General features: G+C 69.9%; 16 protein-coding genes. 9 read left to right on the plus strand and 7 right to left on the minus strand.

Annotation, left to right across the window (positions count from 1 at the left end):
* Positions 1–3 precede the first annotated feature (3 nt).
* The 7 genes from ASD34_RS24115 to ASD34_RS24145 all read left to right on the plus strand — a co-directional run bounded on the left by ASD34_RS24115 (position 4) and on the right by ASD34_RS24145 (position 6,812).
* A complete protein-coding gene (locus ASD34_RS24115) occupies positions 4–1,077 on the plus strand; it encodes an ABC transporter ATP-binding protein (protein WP_056583186.1) in 1,074 nt (357 codons plus the stop codon).
* A gap of 43 nt (positions 1,078–1,120) precedes the next feature.
* Entirely contained in the window at positions 1,121–2,770 is a 1,650-nt protein-coding gene (locus tag ASD34_RS24120) for a carboxylesterase/lipase family protein (protein WP_056583188.1), read from the plus strand.
* Between the two features lie 35 nt (positions 2,771–2,805).
* Positions 2,806–4,011, plus strand: coding sequence for a CaiB/BaiF CoA transferase family protein (locus ASD34_RS24125; protein WP_056583190.1), 1,206 nt, complete (start codon positions 2,806–2,808; stop codon positions 4,009–4,011).
* Positions 4,008–4,826: an enoyl-CoA hydratase gene (locus ASD34_RS24130; protein ID WP_056583192.1), complete on the plus strand. Its 819-nt coding sequence runs from the start codon at positions 4,008–4,010 to the stop codon at positions 4,824–4,826. The genes ASD34_RS24125 and ASD34_RS24130 overlap by 4 nt, the downstream gene beginning before the upstream one ends.
* A gap of 2 nt (positions 4,827–4,828) precedes the next feature.
* Complete coding sequence (locus ASD34_RS24135; protein WP_056583194.1) at positions 4,829–5,575, plus strand: enoyl-CoA hydratase/isomerase family protein; 747 nt, start codon at positions 4,829–4,831, stop codon at positions 5,573–5,575.
* 112 nt (positions 5,576–5,687) lie between these two features.
* Positions 5,688–6,278: a DUF3299 domain-containing protein gene (locus tag ASD34_RS24140; protein WP_056583197.1), complete on the plus strand. Its 591-nt coding sequence runs from the start codon at positions 5,688–5,690 to the stop codon at positions 6,276–6,278.
* A 120-nt stretch (positions 6,279–6,398) separates the two neighbouring features.
* On the plus strand, positions 6,399–6,812 hold the full coding sequence (locus ASD34_RS24145) for a GFA family protein (protein WP_056583199.1): 414 nt from the start codon (positions 6,399–6,401) through the stop codon (positions 6,810–6,812).
* Positions 6,813–6,822: 10 nt separating this feature from the next.
* On the opposite strand, the gene ASD34_RS24150 is transcribed toward ASD34_RS24145, so the two are convergent.
* The 7 genes from ASD34_RS24150 to ASD34_RS24180 form a co-directional block, all read right to left on the minus strand.
* The gene (locus tag ASD34_RS24150) at positions 6,823–7,707 is read right to left on the minus strand and encodes a LysR family transcriptional regulator (RefSeq protein ID WP_056583201.1); all 885 of its coding nucleotides are present in this window, start codon (positions 7,705–7,707) and stop codon (positions 6,823–6,825) included.
* A 37-nt stretch (positions 7,708–7,744) separates the two neighbouring features.
* Entirely contained in the window at positions 7,745–9,466 is a 1,722-nt protein-coding gene (locus ASD34_RS24155) for a SulP family inorganic anion transporter (protein ID WP_056583483.1), read from the minus strand.
* Positions 9,467–9,529: 63 nt separating this feature from the next.
* Positions 9,530–9,979 carry a DUF2501 domain-containing protein gene (locus tag ASD34_RS24160; RefSeq protein ID WP_056583203.1) on the minus strand — a complete coding sequence of 150 codons (450 nt, stop codon included), beginning with the start codon at positions 9,977–9,979 and terminating at the stop codon, positions 9,530–9,532.
* A 122-nt stretch (positions 9,980–10,101) separates the two neighbouring features.
* A complete protein-coding gene (locus ASD34_RS24165) occupies positions 10,102–11,319 on the minus strand; it encodes a beta-ketoacyl-[acyl-carrier-protein] synthase family protein (RefSeq protein WP_082549054.1) in 1,218 nt (405 codons plus the stop codon).
* Positions 11,316–11,558, minus strand: a complete 243-nt coding sequence (locus ASD34_RS24170; protein ID WP_056583207.1) for an acyl carrier protein — start codon at positions 11,556–11,558, stop codon at positions 11,316–11,318. The genes ASD34_RS24165 and ASD34_RS24170 overlap by 4 nt, the downstream gene beginning before the upstream one ends.
* Before the next feature lie 157 nt (positions 11,559–11,715).
* A complete protein-coding gene (locus ASD34_RS24175) occupies positions 11,716–12,402 on the minus strand; it encodes a phosphatase PAP2 family protein (RefSeq protein WP_157609756.1) in 687 nt (228 codons plus the stop codon).
* Between the two features lie 65 nt (positions 12,403–12,467).
* Positions 12,468–13,352 carry an AraC family transcriptional regulator gene (locus ASD34_RS24180; protein WP_235510231.1) on the minus strand — a complete coding sequence of 295 codons (885 nt, stop codon included), beginning with the start codon at positions 13,350–13,352 and terminating at the stop codon, positions 12,468–12,470.
* Positions 13,353–13,441: 89 nt separating this feature from the next.
* Here ASD34_RS24180 and ASD34_RS24185 point away from each other — a divergent pair, with 89 nt between their 5' ends.
* Positions 13,442–14,695, plus strand: coding sequence for an MFS transporter (locus tag ASD34_RS24185; RefSeq protein WP_056583210.1), 1,254 nt, complete (start codon positions 13,442–13,444; stop codon positions 14,693–14,695).
* 40 nt (positions 14,696–14,735) lie between these two features.
* Positions 14,736–15,485: a sulfite exporter TauE/SafE family protein gene (locus tag ASD34_RS24190; RefSeq protein ID WP_056583211.1), complete on the plus strand. Its 750-nt coding sequence runs from the start codon at positions 14,736–14,738 to the stop codon at positions 15,483–15,485.
* Positions 15,486–15,565 lie beyond the last annotated feature (80 nt).

Genomic DNA, 15,565 nt, shown 5'->3' on the forward strand with positions numbered 1-15,565 from the left:
ACCATGTCCAAGCTTCATCTCAAGAACATCCAGAAGAACTACGGCGCCACCGCGGTGGTGAACGACCTGAGTCTCGAACTGCGCCAGGGCGAGCTGGTCACGCTGCTCGGCCCCTCGGGCTGCGGCAAGACGACCACGCTGCGCATGATCGCGGGCTTCATCGAACTCACGGCGGGCTCGATCGAAATGAACGGCCAGGCGATCTCGGGCGCGGGCCGCACGGTGCCGCCCGAGCACCGCGGCATGTCGATGATTTTCCAGAGCTACGCGATCTGGCCGAACATGACCGTGGCCGAGAACGTCGGCTTCGGGCTGAACGTGCGGCGCACGCCGGCCGACGAGACGAAGCGGCGCGTCGGCGAGATGCTGGAGGTGGTGCACCTGTCGCACCTGGCGCACCGCTATCCGGCCGAGCTCTCGGGCGGCCAGCAGCAGCGCGTGGCGCTCGCGCGTGCGATGGTGGTGCGGCCCGAGGTGCTGCTGCTCGACGAGCCGCTGTCCAACCTGGACGCCAACCTGCGCGAGGAAATGGCCAACGAGATCCGCCGCCTGAACGACGAGTTCCGCTTCACCACCGTGTACGTCACGCACGACCAGTCGGAGGCGATGACCATCTCGGACCGCATCGCCGTGCTCAACCTCGGCCGGCTCGAGCAGATCGACACGCCGTGGAACCTCTACAACCGGCCGCTCACGCCGTTCGTCGCGGGCTTCATCGGCCGCACCAACCTCGTCGGCGCGCGCCTGCACGCGGGCCAGGTCGTGCTCGACGGGTGGCAGGGCACCGTGCCGCTGCAGCAGGACGATGCCGTGGGCGACCGCACCGGCGCGCGCGTGTCGATCCGCCCGCAATCGCTGTACCTGAACGACGGCGCGCCGGCGGGCGCGGGCACGCTGCCGATGGGGCCCGTGTCGGTGGTGTCGCGCACCTACCTGGGCGAGTACTGGGACTACGTCGTGCAGCCCGTGGGCGGCGGCGAGACGCTCAAGGTGCATGCGCCGCCGTCGAGCGTGCTCGAGATCGGCCACCAGTCGCAGCTCTCGGTGGACCCGCGCGGCGTGGCCGTCGTGAGCTGACCGGCACCGAACCCCCACAACGAAAAAACTGGAGACGGCAACGATGCAATCCCCTCCCGGCGACCCGCTTCTTCTTCGCCGACGCAGCCTGCTCGGCGCGGCGGCCGCCACCGGCGCGCTCTGGTGCGCCTGTGCGTCTCGCGCGAACGCCATGACCGACACCGAGATCTTTCCCGTCGTCGAAACCGCGCATGGCCGCCTGCGCGGCCTCATGTCCGGTGGCATCGCCGTGTTCAAGGGCGTGCGCTACGGCGCCGACACCACGGGCGCGAACCGCTTCCTGCCCCCGCAGCCGGTGGCGCGCTGGGCCGGCGTGCGCGACGCCACCGGCTACGGCAACCACGCGCCGCAGATGCCGGCCGATCGCCGGCGCGCCTATGCCGACCTGATCATGTACGACCTGCAGCCCGGCGCCATGGGCGAGGACTGCCTGGTGATGAACATCTGGACGCCGTCGGGGTCGCCCTCCGGCGCCGGCAGGCGGCCGGTGATGGTGCACCTGCACGGCGGCGGCTTCTATGCGGGCTCGGGCAATTCGCCGCAGTTCGATGGCGAGATGCTCGCGCGCTTCGGCGACGCGGTGGTCGTCACGCTCAACCACCGGCTGGGGTCGTTCGGCTTCCTCGACCTGTCGGAGCTGGGCGGCGCGCGCTACGCGCAATCGGGCGCTGCGGGCATGCTCGACATCGTGGCCGCACTCGGCTGGATCCAGGAGAACATCGCGGCCTTCGGCGGCGACCCATCGCGCGTGCTGGTGTTCGGCCAATCGGGCGGCGGCCTGAAGACCGGCGTGCTGATGGCGATGCCGTCGGCGCGCGGGCTGTTCCACCGCGCGGGCGTGATGAGCGGATCGGTGCTGCGCGTCGCCACGCCGGACACGGCACGCAAGGCGGCCGCCGAATTCGTCGCCTCACTGGGCCTGGGCAAGGACCCGCTGCGCCAATTGCAGGCGATGCCGATGCACACGCTGCTCGCCGCGCAGGTTGCAATGGAGAACGCCGACCGCGCCAGGGGCGAGGCGCCGCGTGCGTTCTCGCCGGTGCTGGACGGCACGGCCATTCCGCGCCATCCCTTCGATCCCGACGCGCCCGCCGTGTCGGCCGAGGTGCCAATGATCGTGGGCACCACGCTCGACGAACGCGCCTACCGCCGGGTCGACTTCAACGCCGACGAGGCGAGCCTGCTGAAGTTCGCCGAAGCCCGCGTGGGCGCCGGCGACGAAGCCCGCAAGCTGGTCGCGATGTATCGCGACGAAGACCCGTCTGCCTCGCCCTACATCCTGCAGGCGCGCATCGACACCGACATGACCTTCCGCCGCGCCGCGAACCTGCAGGCCGCGCGCAAGGCCGTGGCGGGTGCGGCGCCGGTCCACACCTACCTCTGGAAGATCCCGAGCCCGGCCTATGGCGGGCGCTACGGCGCGCCGCACGGCACCGACATCGGCCCGAGCCTGCACGACATCCGCCACGGGCTGAACGGCCCGAGCGCCGAGAGCGTGCGGCTGGCCGGCCAGCTGGCCGGCGCCTGGGTCGCCTTTGCCGCGACCGGCGACCCGGACAACGCCCGCACGCCGAACTGGCCCGCCTACACGCTCGCCCGCCGCAGCACGCTCGTTTTCGAGGGCGACAGCAGCCGCACGCGCGCGCAGGACGATCCGCGCCAGGCCTTTCGCAGCTACTGGGCGGCGCACTGATGCCGGCCGCCACCACTCAAGGAAAACCCCACGCGATGCCCGACACCGATGCTTCTTCCGCCGCCGGCTTGCCGCTCTCCCGCTACAAGGTGCTCGACCTCAGCATTGCGCGCGCAGGCCCCGTCGCCGTGCGCCTGCTGGCCGACTGGGGCGCCGACGTGACGCGCGTCGATCCGCCGTCGAGCCGCGAATCGGTCACCGGCCGCCGGCGCGGCTCCGACGAGCAGAACCTGCACCGCAACAAGCGCAGCGTGTGCCTGGACCTCAAGACGCCGCGCGGCGCCGAGGTGCTTCGCCGGCTCATCGCGCGCAGCGACGTGGTGGTCGAGAACTTCCGTGCCGACGTGAAGGAGCGGCTGGGCCTGGGCTACGAGCAGCTGCGGCGCCTGAACCCGCGCATCATCCTGGCCAGCATCTCCGGCTTCGGGCAGGACGGCCCGTACCGCGACCGTCCCGGCGTCGACCAGATCGTGCAAGGGATGTGCGGCCTGAGCTCGGTCACCGGTGAGCCCGGCACCGACCCGATGCGCGTGGGCATCGCCATCTCGGACACCACGGCGGGCATGTTCCTCGGGCAGGGCATCCTGCTGGCGCTGCTGCACCGCGAGCACACCGGCGAAGGCCAATGGGTGCACACCTCGCTGATCGAGGCCATGCTCAACAAGCTCGACTTCCAGGGCGCGCGCTACACCGTCGACGGCGAGGTGGCGCGGCAGCAGGGCAACGCACACCCGACGCTGGCGCCCATGGGCACCTACCGCGCGCGCGACGGCCTGGTCAACATCGCGGCCACGACCGATCGCATGTGGGCCGGCCTGTGCGAGGCGCTCGACGCGCGCGCGCTGCTGGCGCACCCGGACTACCGCGAGGCCGCCTCGCGGATCGCGCACCGGGCGCAGCTCGACGCCGACATCAACGGGCTCACCTCGCGCTTCGACACCGCCGACCTCGTGGCGCGGCTGAACCCCGCGGGCGTGCCGTGCGGGCCCCTCTACGACATCGGGCAGGCCTTCGAGGACGCCCAGGTGCGGCACCTCGGGATGACGCGGCCCGCCGCGCATCCGGTGCTGGGCGACATCGCACTGCTGCGTTCGCCGATCAACCTCTCGGCCTTTGCGCATCCGCCGCGCTTTCACCTGGCCGGCCCTGATCCCGGTGAACACAGCGAGGCGCTGCTGCAGGAACTGGGCTACGACGCGCGCGCCATCGAGGCGATGCGCGCCGAAGGAGCCGTGGCATGAGCGCCCGCACCGCACGGCGCCTGGCGCTGGCCACGCAGAAGATCGTGGCCGAGGTCGAAGACGGCGTCGGCTGGCTCACCTTCAACAACCCCGAGCGCCGCAATGCCGTGTCGCTCGAAATGTGGAGAGGTCTGGGCGACGCGGCCGAAGCCTTCGAAGCCGACCCCGAGGTGCGCGTGGTCGTGATGCGCGGGGCCGGCGGCCAGTCGTTCGCGGCTGGCGCCGACATCTCGGAGTTCGAACAGTTCCGCGCCAACGCCGAGCAGAAGGAAGCCTACGGCCAGATCGCCGCACGCGGCCAGCTGGGGCTTGCGCAGCTGAGCAAGCCGCTCGTCGCGATGATCGAAGGCTTCTGCATCGGCGGCGGCCTGGCGCTGGCGCTCACGGCAGACGTGCGCATTGCCACGGCGGGCTCGCGCTTCGGCATTCCGGCGGCAAAGCTGGGGCTGGGCTATGAGTACGCCGGCATCGCGGCGCTGGCGCGGCTGGTGGGTCCGTCGGCCGCGAAGGACATTCTTTTCAGCGCGCGCTTTCTCGCCGCCGACGAGGCACTGCGCATCGGCCTCGTGAACACGATCGTCGACGACGGCCAGCTTGCGGCGCAGGTGCGCGCGTATGCGCTCGGCATTGCGGCCAACGCACCGCTCACGGTACACGCGGCGAAGGCGGCGGTGCGCGCGTTCGAGCACTACTCCGCCACGCCCGAGGCCGACGCCATCGACGTGCTGGTCAACCGCTGCTTCGACAGCGAGGACTACCGCGAAGGCCGCCGCGCCTTCATGGACAAGCGCACACCGCAATTCAAAGGACGCTGAGCATGGGCATTCCCGAACTGACGATCGACGGCGCCGTGGCGCGCATCACGCTGCGCCGGCCCGAACAGGCCAACCGGCTGGAGCCCGACGACCTCGCAGCCATTGCCGCACACATCGACGCGGTGAACGCGAAACCCGAGGTGCTGGTGCTTGTGCTGCAGGCCGAGGGCAAGTACTTCTGCAGCGGCTACGACATCGGCCGCATCGGCGCGTCGCGCGACGTGGCGTTCGACGAAGTGGTGAACGCCCTCGAAGACGCGCGCCCCGTGACCCTGGCCCTGCTGCAGGGCAGCGTCTACGGCGGCGCGACCGACTTCGCGCTGGCCTGCGATTTCCGCCTGGGCGCGCAGGGCATCGACATGTTCATGCCGGCTGCGCGGCTCGGCCTGCACTTCTATCGGCGCGGGCTGGAGCGCTACGTCACGCGGCTGGGACTGGACGCAGCGAAGCGGCTGTTTCTCACGGCCGAGCGCATCGATGCCGACGAGATGAAAGCCATCGGCTTTCTCACGCAACTCGTGCCCGCGGCCGAACTCGCGGCGGCGGGACAGCGCCTCATCGGCACGCTGTCGGGCATGGCGCCGATACCGCTTGTGGGCATGAAGAAGCACCTCAACCGCATCGCGCGCGGCACGCTCGATGCCGAGGACCTGCGGCGCGACATGGTGCGCGCCGCCGACTCGGGCGACCTGAAGGAAGGGCAGCGCGCGTGGGCCGAGAAACGGCCACCGCGCTTCACCGGAAGCTAGGCGCTCACGTGCGCGTGGGCGCAGCGACCATGTGGAATGTGCCATTGGATTCTGTGCGGGTCTTCCGGCACGCTCCGAGCGCCGGGTTCGTCCGGCACGCACAATCGGGGTCATGAGCCTTCTTGTTTGCCGCGTGGGACGTGTCGGAATGGTGCTGCTGATGGCTGTCGCGGGCAGCCTGCTGTCCGCCTGCAGTCCCGACGCCGCACCGGGGCAGGGCACCGCCAGCGCGCCCGCCGCCCAGGAGCTGGCCTGGGACGCGCTGGTGCCCAAGGACTGGGACCCGACCCAGCGCTACCGCAACATCAGCCTCGAAGCGCTGCGCGACAACGACCCGCGCGCGATCCAGATGCTCGACGAGATGCGTGCCGTCTGGGACAACGCGCCCGTCAACGTGGCGCTCGACGGCACTGCCGCCCGGCTGTCGGGCTTCGTCGTGCCGCTCGACGCCACGGAGGGTGGCATCCGAGATTTCCTGCTGGTGCCTTACTTCGGCGCCTGCATCCACACCCCGCCACCTCCTGCCAACCAGATCGTCCACGTGATCGCGCCCGCGCCCGTGAAGGGGCTGCACGCGATGGACACGGTGCGCGTCAGCGGCACGCTGAAAGCGGCGCGCTACGCCTCGGCGGACATGGGCGTGAGCGGCTACGAGATCGCCTCGGCGACGGTGGAACGGCTGGTGGTCACGCAGGGGCCTTGACGGCCGACGTGCCGTCGGCGTGCGGCACGGCGCGCATTCGTTTCACGACGATCTTGTTACTCCCGCCTCAGGCCCCCGCTCGACTAGATTGCCCCTCATCACTTCGAAAGGGCAAGAACCATGAACCCGGCCTACACCGGCGGTTGCGCGTGCGGCGCCATTCGCTACGAGATTTCAGGGGAACCCGTGTTCCAGAACGACTGTCAGTGCCTGGACTGCCAGCACAAGAGCGGCACGGGCCACGGCTCGTACCTCAGCTTCGCGGGGGCCGAGGTGAAGCAGACGGGCGAGGCCACGCTGTGGCGCCTCAAGGGCGACAGCGGCAACGTCAAGACGCGCGCGTTCTGCCCGACCTGCGGCTCGCCCGTGTACATGACCTTCGCGGCGATGCCCGGTGTCTTCACGGTGCATGCCGGCAGCCTCGACGACCCGGGGCGCTACCGCCCGCAGGCGGTCACGTATGCGGTGCGCGGGCACGCCTGGGACTTTCTCGATCCGGCACTGCAGAAGTTCGAGCGGATGCCGCCGGGCTGAATTCGGCCGGTCAGGCCATGCGCTGCGACAGGAAATCGAGGAACGAGGTGATCCGCGCCGACAGCTGCGTGTTGCGGTAGTACACGGCGTTGACGGGCTGGCGCACATCGAGCGTGTCTTTCGGCAGCACCTGCACCAGCGCACCGCTGGCGCGGTCGTTGGCGGTCATGAAGTCCGACAGGCAGACGATCCCCACGCCGGCCAGTGCGAGCTGGCGCAGCGTCTCGCCGCTCGACGCGACGACGGTGGGCGCGATGGTCCATTCGTCGCCGTGCACGCCGCGCAGCGGCCAGCGGTTGAGCGACTCCGGCTGTGTGAAGCCCAGCAGTGCGTGGCCGGCCAGCTCGTCGACCTTGCGCGGCTTGCCGCGGGCTTCCAGATAGGCGGGGCTCGCGAGTACGCGCAGCCGGTGCGTGCCGAGCGGGCGCGCATGCAGCGTGGAATCGCGCAGCGGGCCGATGCGGATCGCCACGTCGGTGCGCCGCTCCAGCAGGTCGATGGGCAGGTCGTCGGTGTCGAGTTCGAGGCTGATCTGCGGGTAGAGCCGGCGGAACTCCGGCACCAGCGGCACGATGGCGTGCAGCATGAAGGGCGAGGCCGCGTTCACGCGCAGCCGGCCGGCCGGCTGCTGGCGGCGTGCGGCCATGTGTTCTTCGGCGTCGTCGATCGCGTCGAGGATGGCGCGCGTGCGCTGCAAAAAGGCGGCGCCTTCCTCGGTGAGTTCGAGCCGGCGCGTGGTGCGGCGCATGAGCGTGGTGCCGAGCTTCTGTTCGAGCCGGCTCAGCGCGCGGCTGATGCCCGACACGGTCTGGCCGAGCTGGTCGGCCGCGGCGGTGATCGAGCCGGTGTCCACCACGGCGCGGAAGGCGACCAGTTCTTCGATGGTGGTTTTCATGGCGCCGGCTTCTGCGAAGAGCGAACAGCGAATGCGGTCAGGCCGCCGCTTCGGGCACGTCGATGCGCGGCATCAGCGCGGCCAGCGCCTCGGCGTCGGTGCGGTAGCTGAAGAGCATCGGCCCCGGCGCGAGCAGGCCGGCGCGTTCCAGCACCTGCATGGCCGGCAGCTTCATGCCGCTCAGGTGCAGGCGCACGCCCTTGGATTCGATCATCCGGCGGATCGATCCGAACACCTCGGCGCCGGTGATGTCGATGCGGTTGATCGGCTGCGCGAACAGGCACACGTCGGTCAGGTCGGGGCGCTCGGCCAGTGCGACCGTGAGCGCGCGCTCCAGCGTGGAGGCGGAGGCGAAGTCGAGTTCGGCGTCCATGCGCACCGCATACAGCTGCGGCGCGAGCGGCGGCAGCTTCCAGAGGTGGCGGTCGCGCAGGCTGCCGTCGGGGTGCAGGCCCACTTCGATGATGCGCGGGTGCAGGTGGCGGTACATGTAGTGCGCTAGGCTGGCGAGCAGGCCGCCCAGCACGCCCCAGTAGATGCTCGGCGCGGTGGCGATGGTGAGCACGAAGGTGCCGAAGGCGATGCCCGCCTCCAGCTTCGAGATGCGCCACAGCGCGGTGAAACTCGCGGGCTTGACCAGCCCGAGGATGGCCGTGACCACCACCGCCGCCAGCACCGCCTGCGGCACGTGATAGAGCAGCGGCATGAGCCACAGCAGCGCGCCAGCCACCACGGCCACGCTGAACAGCGTGGCCCAGCCGGTCTGTGCGCCCGCGTAGAGCGTGATCGCCGAGCGCGAGAAGGACGAGCTGGTGGGGAACGACCCCGTGAAGCCCGAGGCCAGCTTGGCCAGGCCCTGGCCGATGAGGTCCTGGTTTTCGTTCCACAGCGTGCCGGCGCGGCCGTTGTCGACCTTGGCGCTCGATGCGGTCTCGAGAAAGCTCACCAGCGTGATCATCAGCGCGGGCAGCACCAGCGCGCTGAAGGTGTGCGCCGGCAGCAGGCCGGGCCAGTAGAACGAAGGCAGGCCCGAGGGCAGGGCGCCCACCACGGCGCCGCCGCGCAGTGCGTAGTTGATGCTCCAGCTGATGGCCGCGGCGCCGGCCACCAGCGCCATCGTGGTCGGGAAGCGCGGCACCCAGCGCTTGCCCAGCCACAGCACGGCGATGCTGCCCAGGCCGAAGGCGATGGCCGTCAGGTCGGGCAGCGGCCCGCCCTGCAGCACCTGCGCAATGGTGCGGCCCGTGAAGCCGAGCAGCGCGGGCAGCTGCGAAATGGCGATCAGCACCGCCGCGCCCTGCGTGAAGCCGATCAGCACTGGCGAATTGACCAGCCGCAGCAGCCAGCCGAAGCGGCCCGCGCCGAGCACGATCTGGATCGCGCCCGACATCAGCGTGAGCCACACCGCCATCGCCACCCACTCGTCGCTGCCTGCCACCGCCAGCGGCGCGAGTGACGCGCCGACCAGCAGGCTGGTGAGCGCCGTGGGTCCCACCGACAGCCGCTGCGACGAGCTGAACATCACGGCGATGAGCGCCGGGAACAGCGCCGCGTAGACGCCCGTGACCAGCGGCATGCCGGCCAGCGCCGCATAGGCCACGCCCTGCGGCAACACCATCAGCGCGACGGTGATGCCGGCCATGGCCTCGTTGCGCAGCAGCGCGGCGGAAGGTCGGGGCCAGCCGAGGCAGGGAACCCAGCGTGCGAGGCGCTGGCGAAGGGACGGTGCGGGGGAGGAGGAGGGAGAAGCCGGATTCATGAAGCGGGGCGCGCGCACGGCGGGCACGCCGTGCGCGGAGAGCGGGAGAGAGAAAGAAAGGGCCTAGATCAGCGAAGTCGCGTTTTTCAGGACGTAGTCGCAGGCCTTTTCCTTGACCTTCGACGACAGGCCCTTGAGGTTGAGCGACTTGCCGTCACCGCCCTTGAGCAGGCCCTTGGCACCGCTCGCAAAGTCGTTTTCCTGTTTCTTCTGGCCGGTGATCTTGGCCAGCAGCTTGTCCTTGACGGACGCTGCATCGCCGCCGAGGTAGTTGTTCTTGACGCAGTACTCGAGCACGCCGGCCGCACTGCCGACGGTGCTGGAGCCGATGGCGGGCATCTTGAAGCCGCCGAGGCTGAGGCCGCTGAGCGCCGAGCCGCCTCCGCTGCTGTTGCCTTGCGAGTTGACCGCCGCGCCGGCCTGTTCTTTCAGCTGGTCGAGCAGATTGTTGGCCTGCGCCGAGGCGCCTGCGGCGAGCAGGGCGAGGGCAAGGAATGTGGAGCGAACGTGCATGGTGGCCTCCTTGGACGGACATGGGGGGAGAAGCGCCCACCAGCATACCGGAGCGCCCGGAATGTCTCTATCGCGCGGGGCACAGCGGCACGGGGTGCGCACGGCCCGCAAGAGCACGCGGCTCAGCCTCGGCGGAACAGCAGCACCGAGTTCGTGCCGCCGAAGGCGAAGGAGTTGCTGATGGCGGCATCGAGCGTGGGCGCGGCGCTGTCGCCGGGGGCGACGAGGTTCATCTGGCAGTCGGGATCGACGACGCTGCAGTGCGCGTTGGGTGGCAGCTCGCGCCGGTGCAGCGCCAGCACCGTGATGAGCGCTTCGATGGCGCCGGCCGCGCCCAGCATGTGGCCGTGCAGCGCCTTGGTCGAGCTGACGCGCAGGGCGTCGAAGTCGGCGCCCCAGACCTCGGCCAGCGCGTTGCGCTCGACCACGTCGCCGATGCGCGTGGCCGTGCCGTGGGCGTTGCAGTAGCCCACGTCGCGCGGTTGCAGGCCGGCCTGGCGCAGCGCCGAGCGCAGCGCGCGGGCCTGGCCGGGCGCGTCGGGCTTGGTGAGGTGGGTGGCGTCGCTGCTCAGGCCCCAGCCGGCCAGCGTGGCGTAGCGGCGGGCGCCGCGTGCGCGTGCGCGCTCGGCCGATTCGAGGATGAGGAAGGCCGAGCCTTCGCCCAGTGCGAAGCCGCTGCGGTCGGTGGCAAAGGGGCGCACCGCGCCGGCCGCTTCGTCGGGCTGGAAACCGGCCAGCGTCTGCATGGCCTGCCAGGCCAGCACCACGCCCGGGACGATCAGCGCTTCGCTGCCGCCCGCGATGGCGATGTCGACCTCGCCGCGCTGCACCGCCTTGGCGGCCTCGGCAATGGCCACCGACGACGAGGCGCAGGCGACCGAATACGTGAGCACCGGGCCCAGCACGCCGTTGCGCATCGCCACGTGAGCGGCGGGCGCATTGGGCATGAAGGCGGGAATCGTGAGCGGCGAGACGCGCCCGTTGCCGCGGTACGCGGCTTCGAGCGCGGCGGCGCCGCCCATGCCGCACCCGGCGTAGACGCCCACGCGCTCGGCATCGACGTCGGCATCGCACATCGCCAGGCCGGCGTCGCGCAGGGCGAGGTCGGCGGCAGCCACGGCGAGCTGGCTCACGCGGTCGACCCCGGCGAGCTGCAGCTTGGTGAACCAGCGCGTCTCGTCGAAGGCGACCGTCGCGGCGGCGGCGGGTTTGGGGAGTTCGGGAAAAACCGGCGCGAGGGCCGAGCGGCCCTGCAGCAGCGCATCGAACAGCGCATCGGGCGCGTCGCCATGCGGCGCCATGACGCCCAATCCGGTGACGGCGACTTCGTGCGTGCTCACGCGGGCTTGGCGGCGCGGACCTTGTCGACCAACTGCGCGAGCTCGGCCAGGGTGTCGATGCTTGCGTCTTCGTCGGGCATGGTGATGCCGAAATGGTCTTCGATGGCGAACAGGAATTCGGCCAGTGCCAGCGAATCGAGTCCGCCGGTTTCACGCATCGAGGCGTGGGGGTCGAGCTTGGACGGTTCGATGCCGTACTTCTCGTGAATCAGGTCCTGCAATTCCTTCAGCGAACTCATCTGCGATGCCTGTCGTCTTGTGCCGCCGTTGATCGATGGGCTGCCTGTCCCTTGCGGGTGGCGGGCCACAGGTTCGATCCCTTCCTCGCTCGGCCAGTGGTGAATGTGATCAATGGTGATTGATGATATCCGCTTCGATCCTAGGGGAATCCTCTGATCAGCGCGTTCCGGGCCGCCAGCGCAATGAAGGCAGCGCAAAGGCCAGCCCGAGCAGCGCGCCGGCCACCGCGTCGAGCACCACGTGCTGCTTGACCGCCAGCGTGGAGTAGGCAATGGCGGCAAACCAGGCCCAGTTGATCGCCTGCAACAGCCACGGCGTGCGCGCCGCGCGCAGCACGTCGGCCAGCCGCACGGCGGTGAAGATGGCGACGGCGACGTGCATCGACGGGCAGGCGTTGCCCGCGGCGTCCACGCCCTGCAGCATCGCGAAGCCGGGGTAGCCCGAGACGTCGATGTCCAGCGGCGGGATCTGCGTCGGCCAGAAGTAGAAAAGGCCCAGGCCGCTCAGGCACAGCGCACCGATCCACAGTCCGTACACCACCAGCTCGCGAAACGTGAGCTGCAGCCCCGGCGCAAAACCCACGTACACCCACAGCGACAGGTAGGCGCCAAGCGTGTAGGGCTGGAACGGGATCAGGTGGTCCAGCGCCGTCAGCGGCATCACCGTGACCGGAAAGGCCGGGTTGCGCAGCAAGTGGAAGTAGCCGATGAAGAACAGCCAGGTGAAGGCCGTGGTGCCGACCGCCTTCAGCAGGAAATGGCGGCGGATGCGCAGCCAGATGTCGGCGGTCCACGTTGCAGGCCTGGCCGTGGGGGCGATGTGCAGGGGGATCGGTGAGTGCATGGTGTGGGTGTCGGTCGCCGATCTTGCCAGAGCACCATGACGCGCCCCGTCCATGCCCTGCGGCATCAAGGGGTGGCGGGTCGCTTGCGGTGCTGGAACGAGGTGGGCGAGCGCCCGGTGGCCGCCTTGAACATGGCGCAGAAGGCGCTGTCGGTGGCGTAGCCGCTGGCGGACGCCACCTGGCTCACCGCCATGCCGCGCGCCAGCAGCGGCAGCGCATGCGCCATCACGGCCTGCTGGCGCCATTGCTGCCAGCTCATGCCGAGCTGGTCGCGAAACAGCCGCGCCACCGTGCGCTCGCTGGCGCCGATGGCGGCGGCGCGCTCGGCCAGCGTGGCGCGGTCGGCCGGGTTGCGCAGCAGCGTCTCGCACAGCTGGCGCAGGCGCTTGTCGGAGGGCAGCGGCACGTCGATGCGGATCTGCGTGGCGCGCTCGACCTCGTCGACCAGCAACGGCGCGATCATGCGTTCGCGCTGCGGTGCGTGCGGGTCGGCCGGGGGCAGGCCGTCGGGCGTGGTGTCGAGCGCGAGCATCAGGGCGCGCAGCAGCGGGCTGATCTCGAGCACCTCGCACTTCTCCCAGGTGGGCGCGATCCAGGCGTGCAGGTAGACGGTGCGCAGCTCGGCGTCTTCGATCAGCGTGATGCTGTGCGGCATGTTGGCCGGCACCCACAGCGCGCGCGAGGGCGGCACGATGTAGCTGCCATCTTGCGTGCTCAGGCGGATCACGCCGCGCGTGGAGAACGTGAGCTGCGGCCAGGGGTGCTGGTGCAGCTCGACCAGCGTGTCGGCGCTCAGGAAGTGTTCCTTGGCGCGCAGCGGGCGCACCGCGTCGGGGGCGTACAGGTGCGGCGTGAGCGGGCCCACGCTGTTGGCCGGCGCGGTGGATGTTCTGTGTGCCTTGGCGGGCTCGGGAGCGGGTGGGGCGGTGGGAGGAGCGGCGCTTGGCATGGTTTCGACAAATGTTGTCGCTGTATCGCCATTCTGCCGCGTCGACGCCGCATAGCATCGGTGCTCCCCCTGGTTTTTTGTAGCAATCCATGTCACCCACTTCCACGCCGACCGCAGCCTCGGCCCCCTCTTTGCGCAGCGACGCCCAATTGATCGGGCTGGTCGGCCTGGCGCATGCGGTGAGCCATTTCAGCCAGCTGATCCTGGCGCCGTTGTTCCCGTGGCTGAAGGACGCGTTCCAAGTGAGCTACACCGAACTCGGCGCCGTGCTCACGGTGTTCTTCGTGGTCTCGTGCATCGTGCAGGCGGCCTCGGGCTTCATCGTCGACAAGCTGGGTCCGCGTCCGGTGCTGTTCGTCGGGCTGGGCGCGCTCGGGCTCGCGGCCTTTGGCTACGCCATGGCGCAGAGCTACTGGATGCTGCTGGCGTGCGCGGTGGTCGGCGGCATCGGCAACGGCGTGTTCCACCCCGTCGACTACACGCTGTTCAACCGCAAGGTCGCGCCCACGCGGCTGGGCCATGCCTACAGCGTGCACGGCATCACCGGCAGCCTGGGCTGGGCGCTGGCGCCGGCCTTCGTGGTGCCGATTGCCATCGCGTTCTCGTGGCGCGTGGCGCTGGCCTCGGCCGGCGTGGTGGCCATCGTGGTGTTGCTGATCCTGTGGATCTACCGCGGCGCGCTGGCGCTCGACGCGGCGGCCGTGCACAAGGCCACGGGGCAGGGCGAGCCCGCACCGGTGGGCGGCGAGTTCGACTTCCTGCGCATCCCGGCCGTGTGGATGTGCTTCGGCTTCTTCTTTTTCTACGCCGCCGTGATCAGCGTGGTGCAGACCTTTGCGCCTGTGGCCGCCGGCCACCTCCATGCCGTGCCGGTGGCGCTGGTGGCGGTGTGCCTCACGGTCTACATGGTCGCGAGCGCGGCCGGCATGGTGGTCGGCGGCTTCCTCGCCTCCGACCCCTCGCGCTGCGAGCGCATCGTGGGCGCAGGCTTCGGCGTGGCGGCGGCGCTGGCGCTGGTGCTGGCCTTCGCGCAATTTCCGCCCGTGATGGTGCCGGTGCTGTTCGGCGCGATGGGGTTCGTCTCGGGCATCGCCGGGCCGTCGCGCGACCTGCTGGTGAAGAAATCGACGCCGCCCAATGCCACCGGGCGCGTCTACGGCGTGGTGTACGCGGGGCTGGACATCGGCCAGGCCGTGGCGCCGCTGGTGTTCGGTCGCCTGATGGACGCCGGCCAGTACACGAGCGTGATCGTCGGGCTGGCGCTGGTGCAGGGTGTGCTGATTGCCAGCGCCTTCAACGTGCGGCGCGTGCGTCGCACGGCGCTGGTGCCGGCATCAGCCTGAACCACCGGAGCGCGAAGCGGCGGCCCCTATCATCGGCCGCATGCAAGCCTTGTATGTCTCTGTGATCGTCGGCGCTGTGCTGGCGGGGTTCGTGCAGGGCCTGTCGGGCTTTGCCTTTGGCATGGTCGCGATGTCCGTGTGGGCCTGGACTTTGGAGCCGCAGCTGGCGGCGCTGCTCGCGTTGTTCGGGGCGCTGACGGGGCAAGTGATTGCTGCGGTCACGGTGCGGCGGTCTTTCGACAAGCGGATTCTCTGGCCTTTCGTTGCTGGCGGGCTGGTCGGCGTGCCGTTTGGCGTGTGGCTGCTGCCGCACCTTGATCTTGTTCTGTTCAAGTTGTGCCTGGGGGTGTTGCTGGTGCTTTGGTGTCCGGCGATGCTGATGTCGCAGCACCTGCCGAAGGTCGCGTTTGGCGGTCGCTTTGCTGATGGTGTTGCGGGGGCGATTGGGGGGGCGATGGCTGGGATCGGGGGGTTCTCGGGGACCATTCCCACGCTCTGGTGCACGTTGCGGGGGTTTCAGCGGGATACGCAGCGGGCGGTGATTCAGAACTTCAACTTGTCGATGTTGAGTGTGGCGTTTGCTGTGCACTTGGTCAGCGGGAGCATTGGGCGTTCGGTTGTGCCGTTGCTGGTGTTGGTGGCTGCGGCTGTTGCCGTGCCGGTGTTGCTGGGTGCACGGCTGTACATCGGGATCAGTGAAGTCGCATTTCGCAAGATCGTGTTGAGCCTGCTGACCTTGTCGGGCATCGCGATGCTGGCATCGGCGGTGCCTGCACTGCTGGCGCGTTGAGCCCTTGCGGTGGTTTGCTTTCCGAGGCCGGGAGTTCCGCCCGGCGGCGGACTTACTTTCTTTTGCTTCGCCAAAAGAAA

This window comes from Variovorax sp. Root473 (assembly GCF_001426505.1).
Lineage (GTDB): Bacteria > Pseudomonadota > Gammaproteobacteria > Burkholderiales > Burkholderiaceae_C > Variovorax.

Coding starts and splice junctions, on each gene's coding strand:
- ASD34_RS24155 (WP_056583483.1), bottom strand. CDS start 9,466: ATGAATCCGGCTTCTCCCTCCTCCTCCCCCGCACCGTCCCTTCGCCAG.
- ASD34_RS24140 (WP_056583197.1), top strand. CDS start 5,688: ATGAGCCTTCTTGTTTGCCGCGTGGGACGTGTCGGAATGGTGCTGCTG.
- ASD34_RS24125 (WP_056583190.1), top strand. CDS start 2,806: ATGCCCGACACCGATGCTTCTTCCGCCGCCGGCTTGCCGCTCTCCCGC.
- ASD34_RS24175 (WP_157609756.1), bottom strand. CDS start 12,402: ATGCACTCACCGATCCCCCTGCACATCGCCCCCACGGCCAGGCCTGCA.
- ASD34_RS24160 (WP_056583203.1), bottom strand. CDS start 9,979: ATGCACGTTCGCTCCACATTCCTTGCCCTCGCCCTGCTCGCCGCAGGC.
- ASD34_RS24180 (WP_235510231.1), bottom strand. CDS start 13,352: ATGCCAAGCGCCGCTCCTCCCACCGCCCCACCCGCTCCCGAGCCCGCC.
- ASD34_RS24130 (WP_056583192.1), top strand. CDS start 4,008: ATGAGCGCCCGCACCGCACGGCGCCTGGCGCTGGCCACGCAGAAGATC.
- ASD34_RS24190 (WP_056583211.1), top strand. CDS start 14,736: ATGCAAGCCTTGTATGTCTCTGTGATCGTCGGCGCTGTGCTGGCGGGG.
- ASD34_RS24185 (WP_056583210.1), top strand. CDS start 13,442: ATGTCACCCACTTCCACGCCGACCGCAGCCTCGGCCCCCTCTTTGCGC.
- ASD34_RS24135 (WP_056583194.1), top strand. CDS start 4,829: ATGGGCATTCCCGAACTGACGATCGACGGCGCCGTGGCGCGCATCACG.
- ASD34_RS24115 (WP_056583186.1), top strand. CDS start 4: ATGTCCAAGCTTCATCTCAAGAACATCCAGAAGAACTACGGCGCCACC.
- ASD34_RS24120 (WP_056583188.1), top strand. CDS start 1,121: ATGCAATCCCCTCCCGGCGACCCGCTTCTTCTTCGCCGACGCAGCCTG.
- ASD34_RS24170 (WP_056583207.1), bottom strand. CDS start 11,558: ATGAGTTCGCTGAAGGAATTGCAGGACCTGATTCACGAGAAGTACGGC.
- ASD34_RS24145 (WP_056583199.1), top strand. CDS start 6,399: ATGAACCCGGCCTACACCGGCGGTTGCGCGTGCGGCGCCATTCGCTAC.
- ASD34_RS24150 (WP_056583201.1), bottom strand. CDS start 7,707: ATGAAAACCACCATCGAAGAACTGGTCGCCTTCCGCGCCGTGGTGGAC.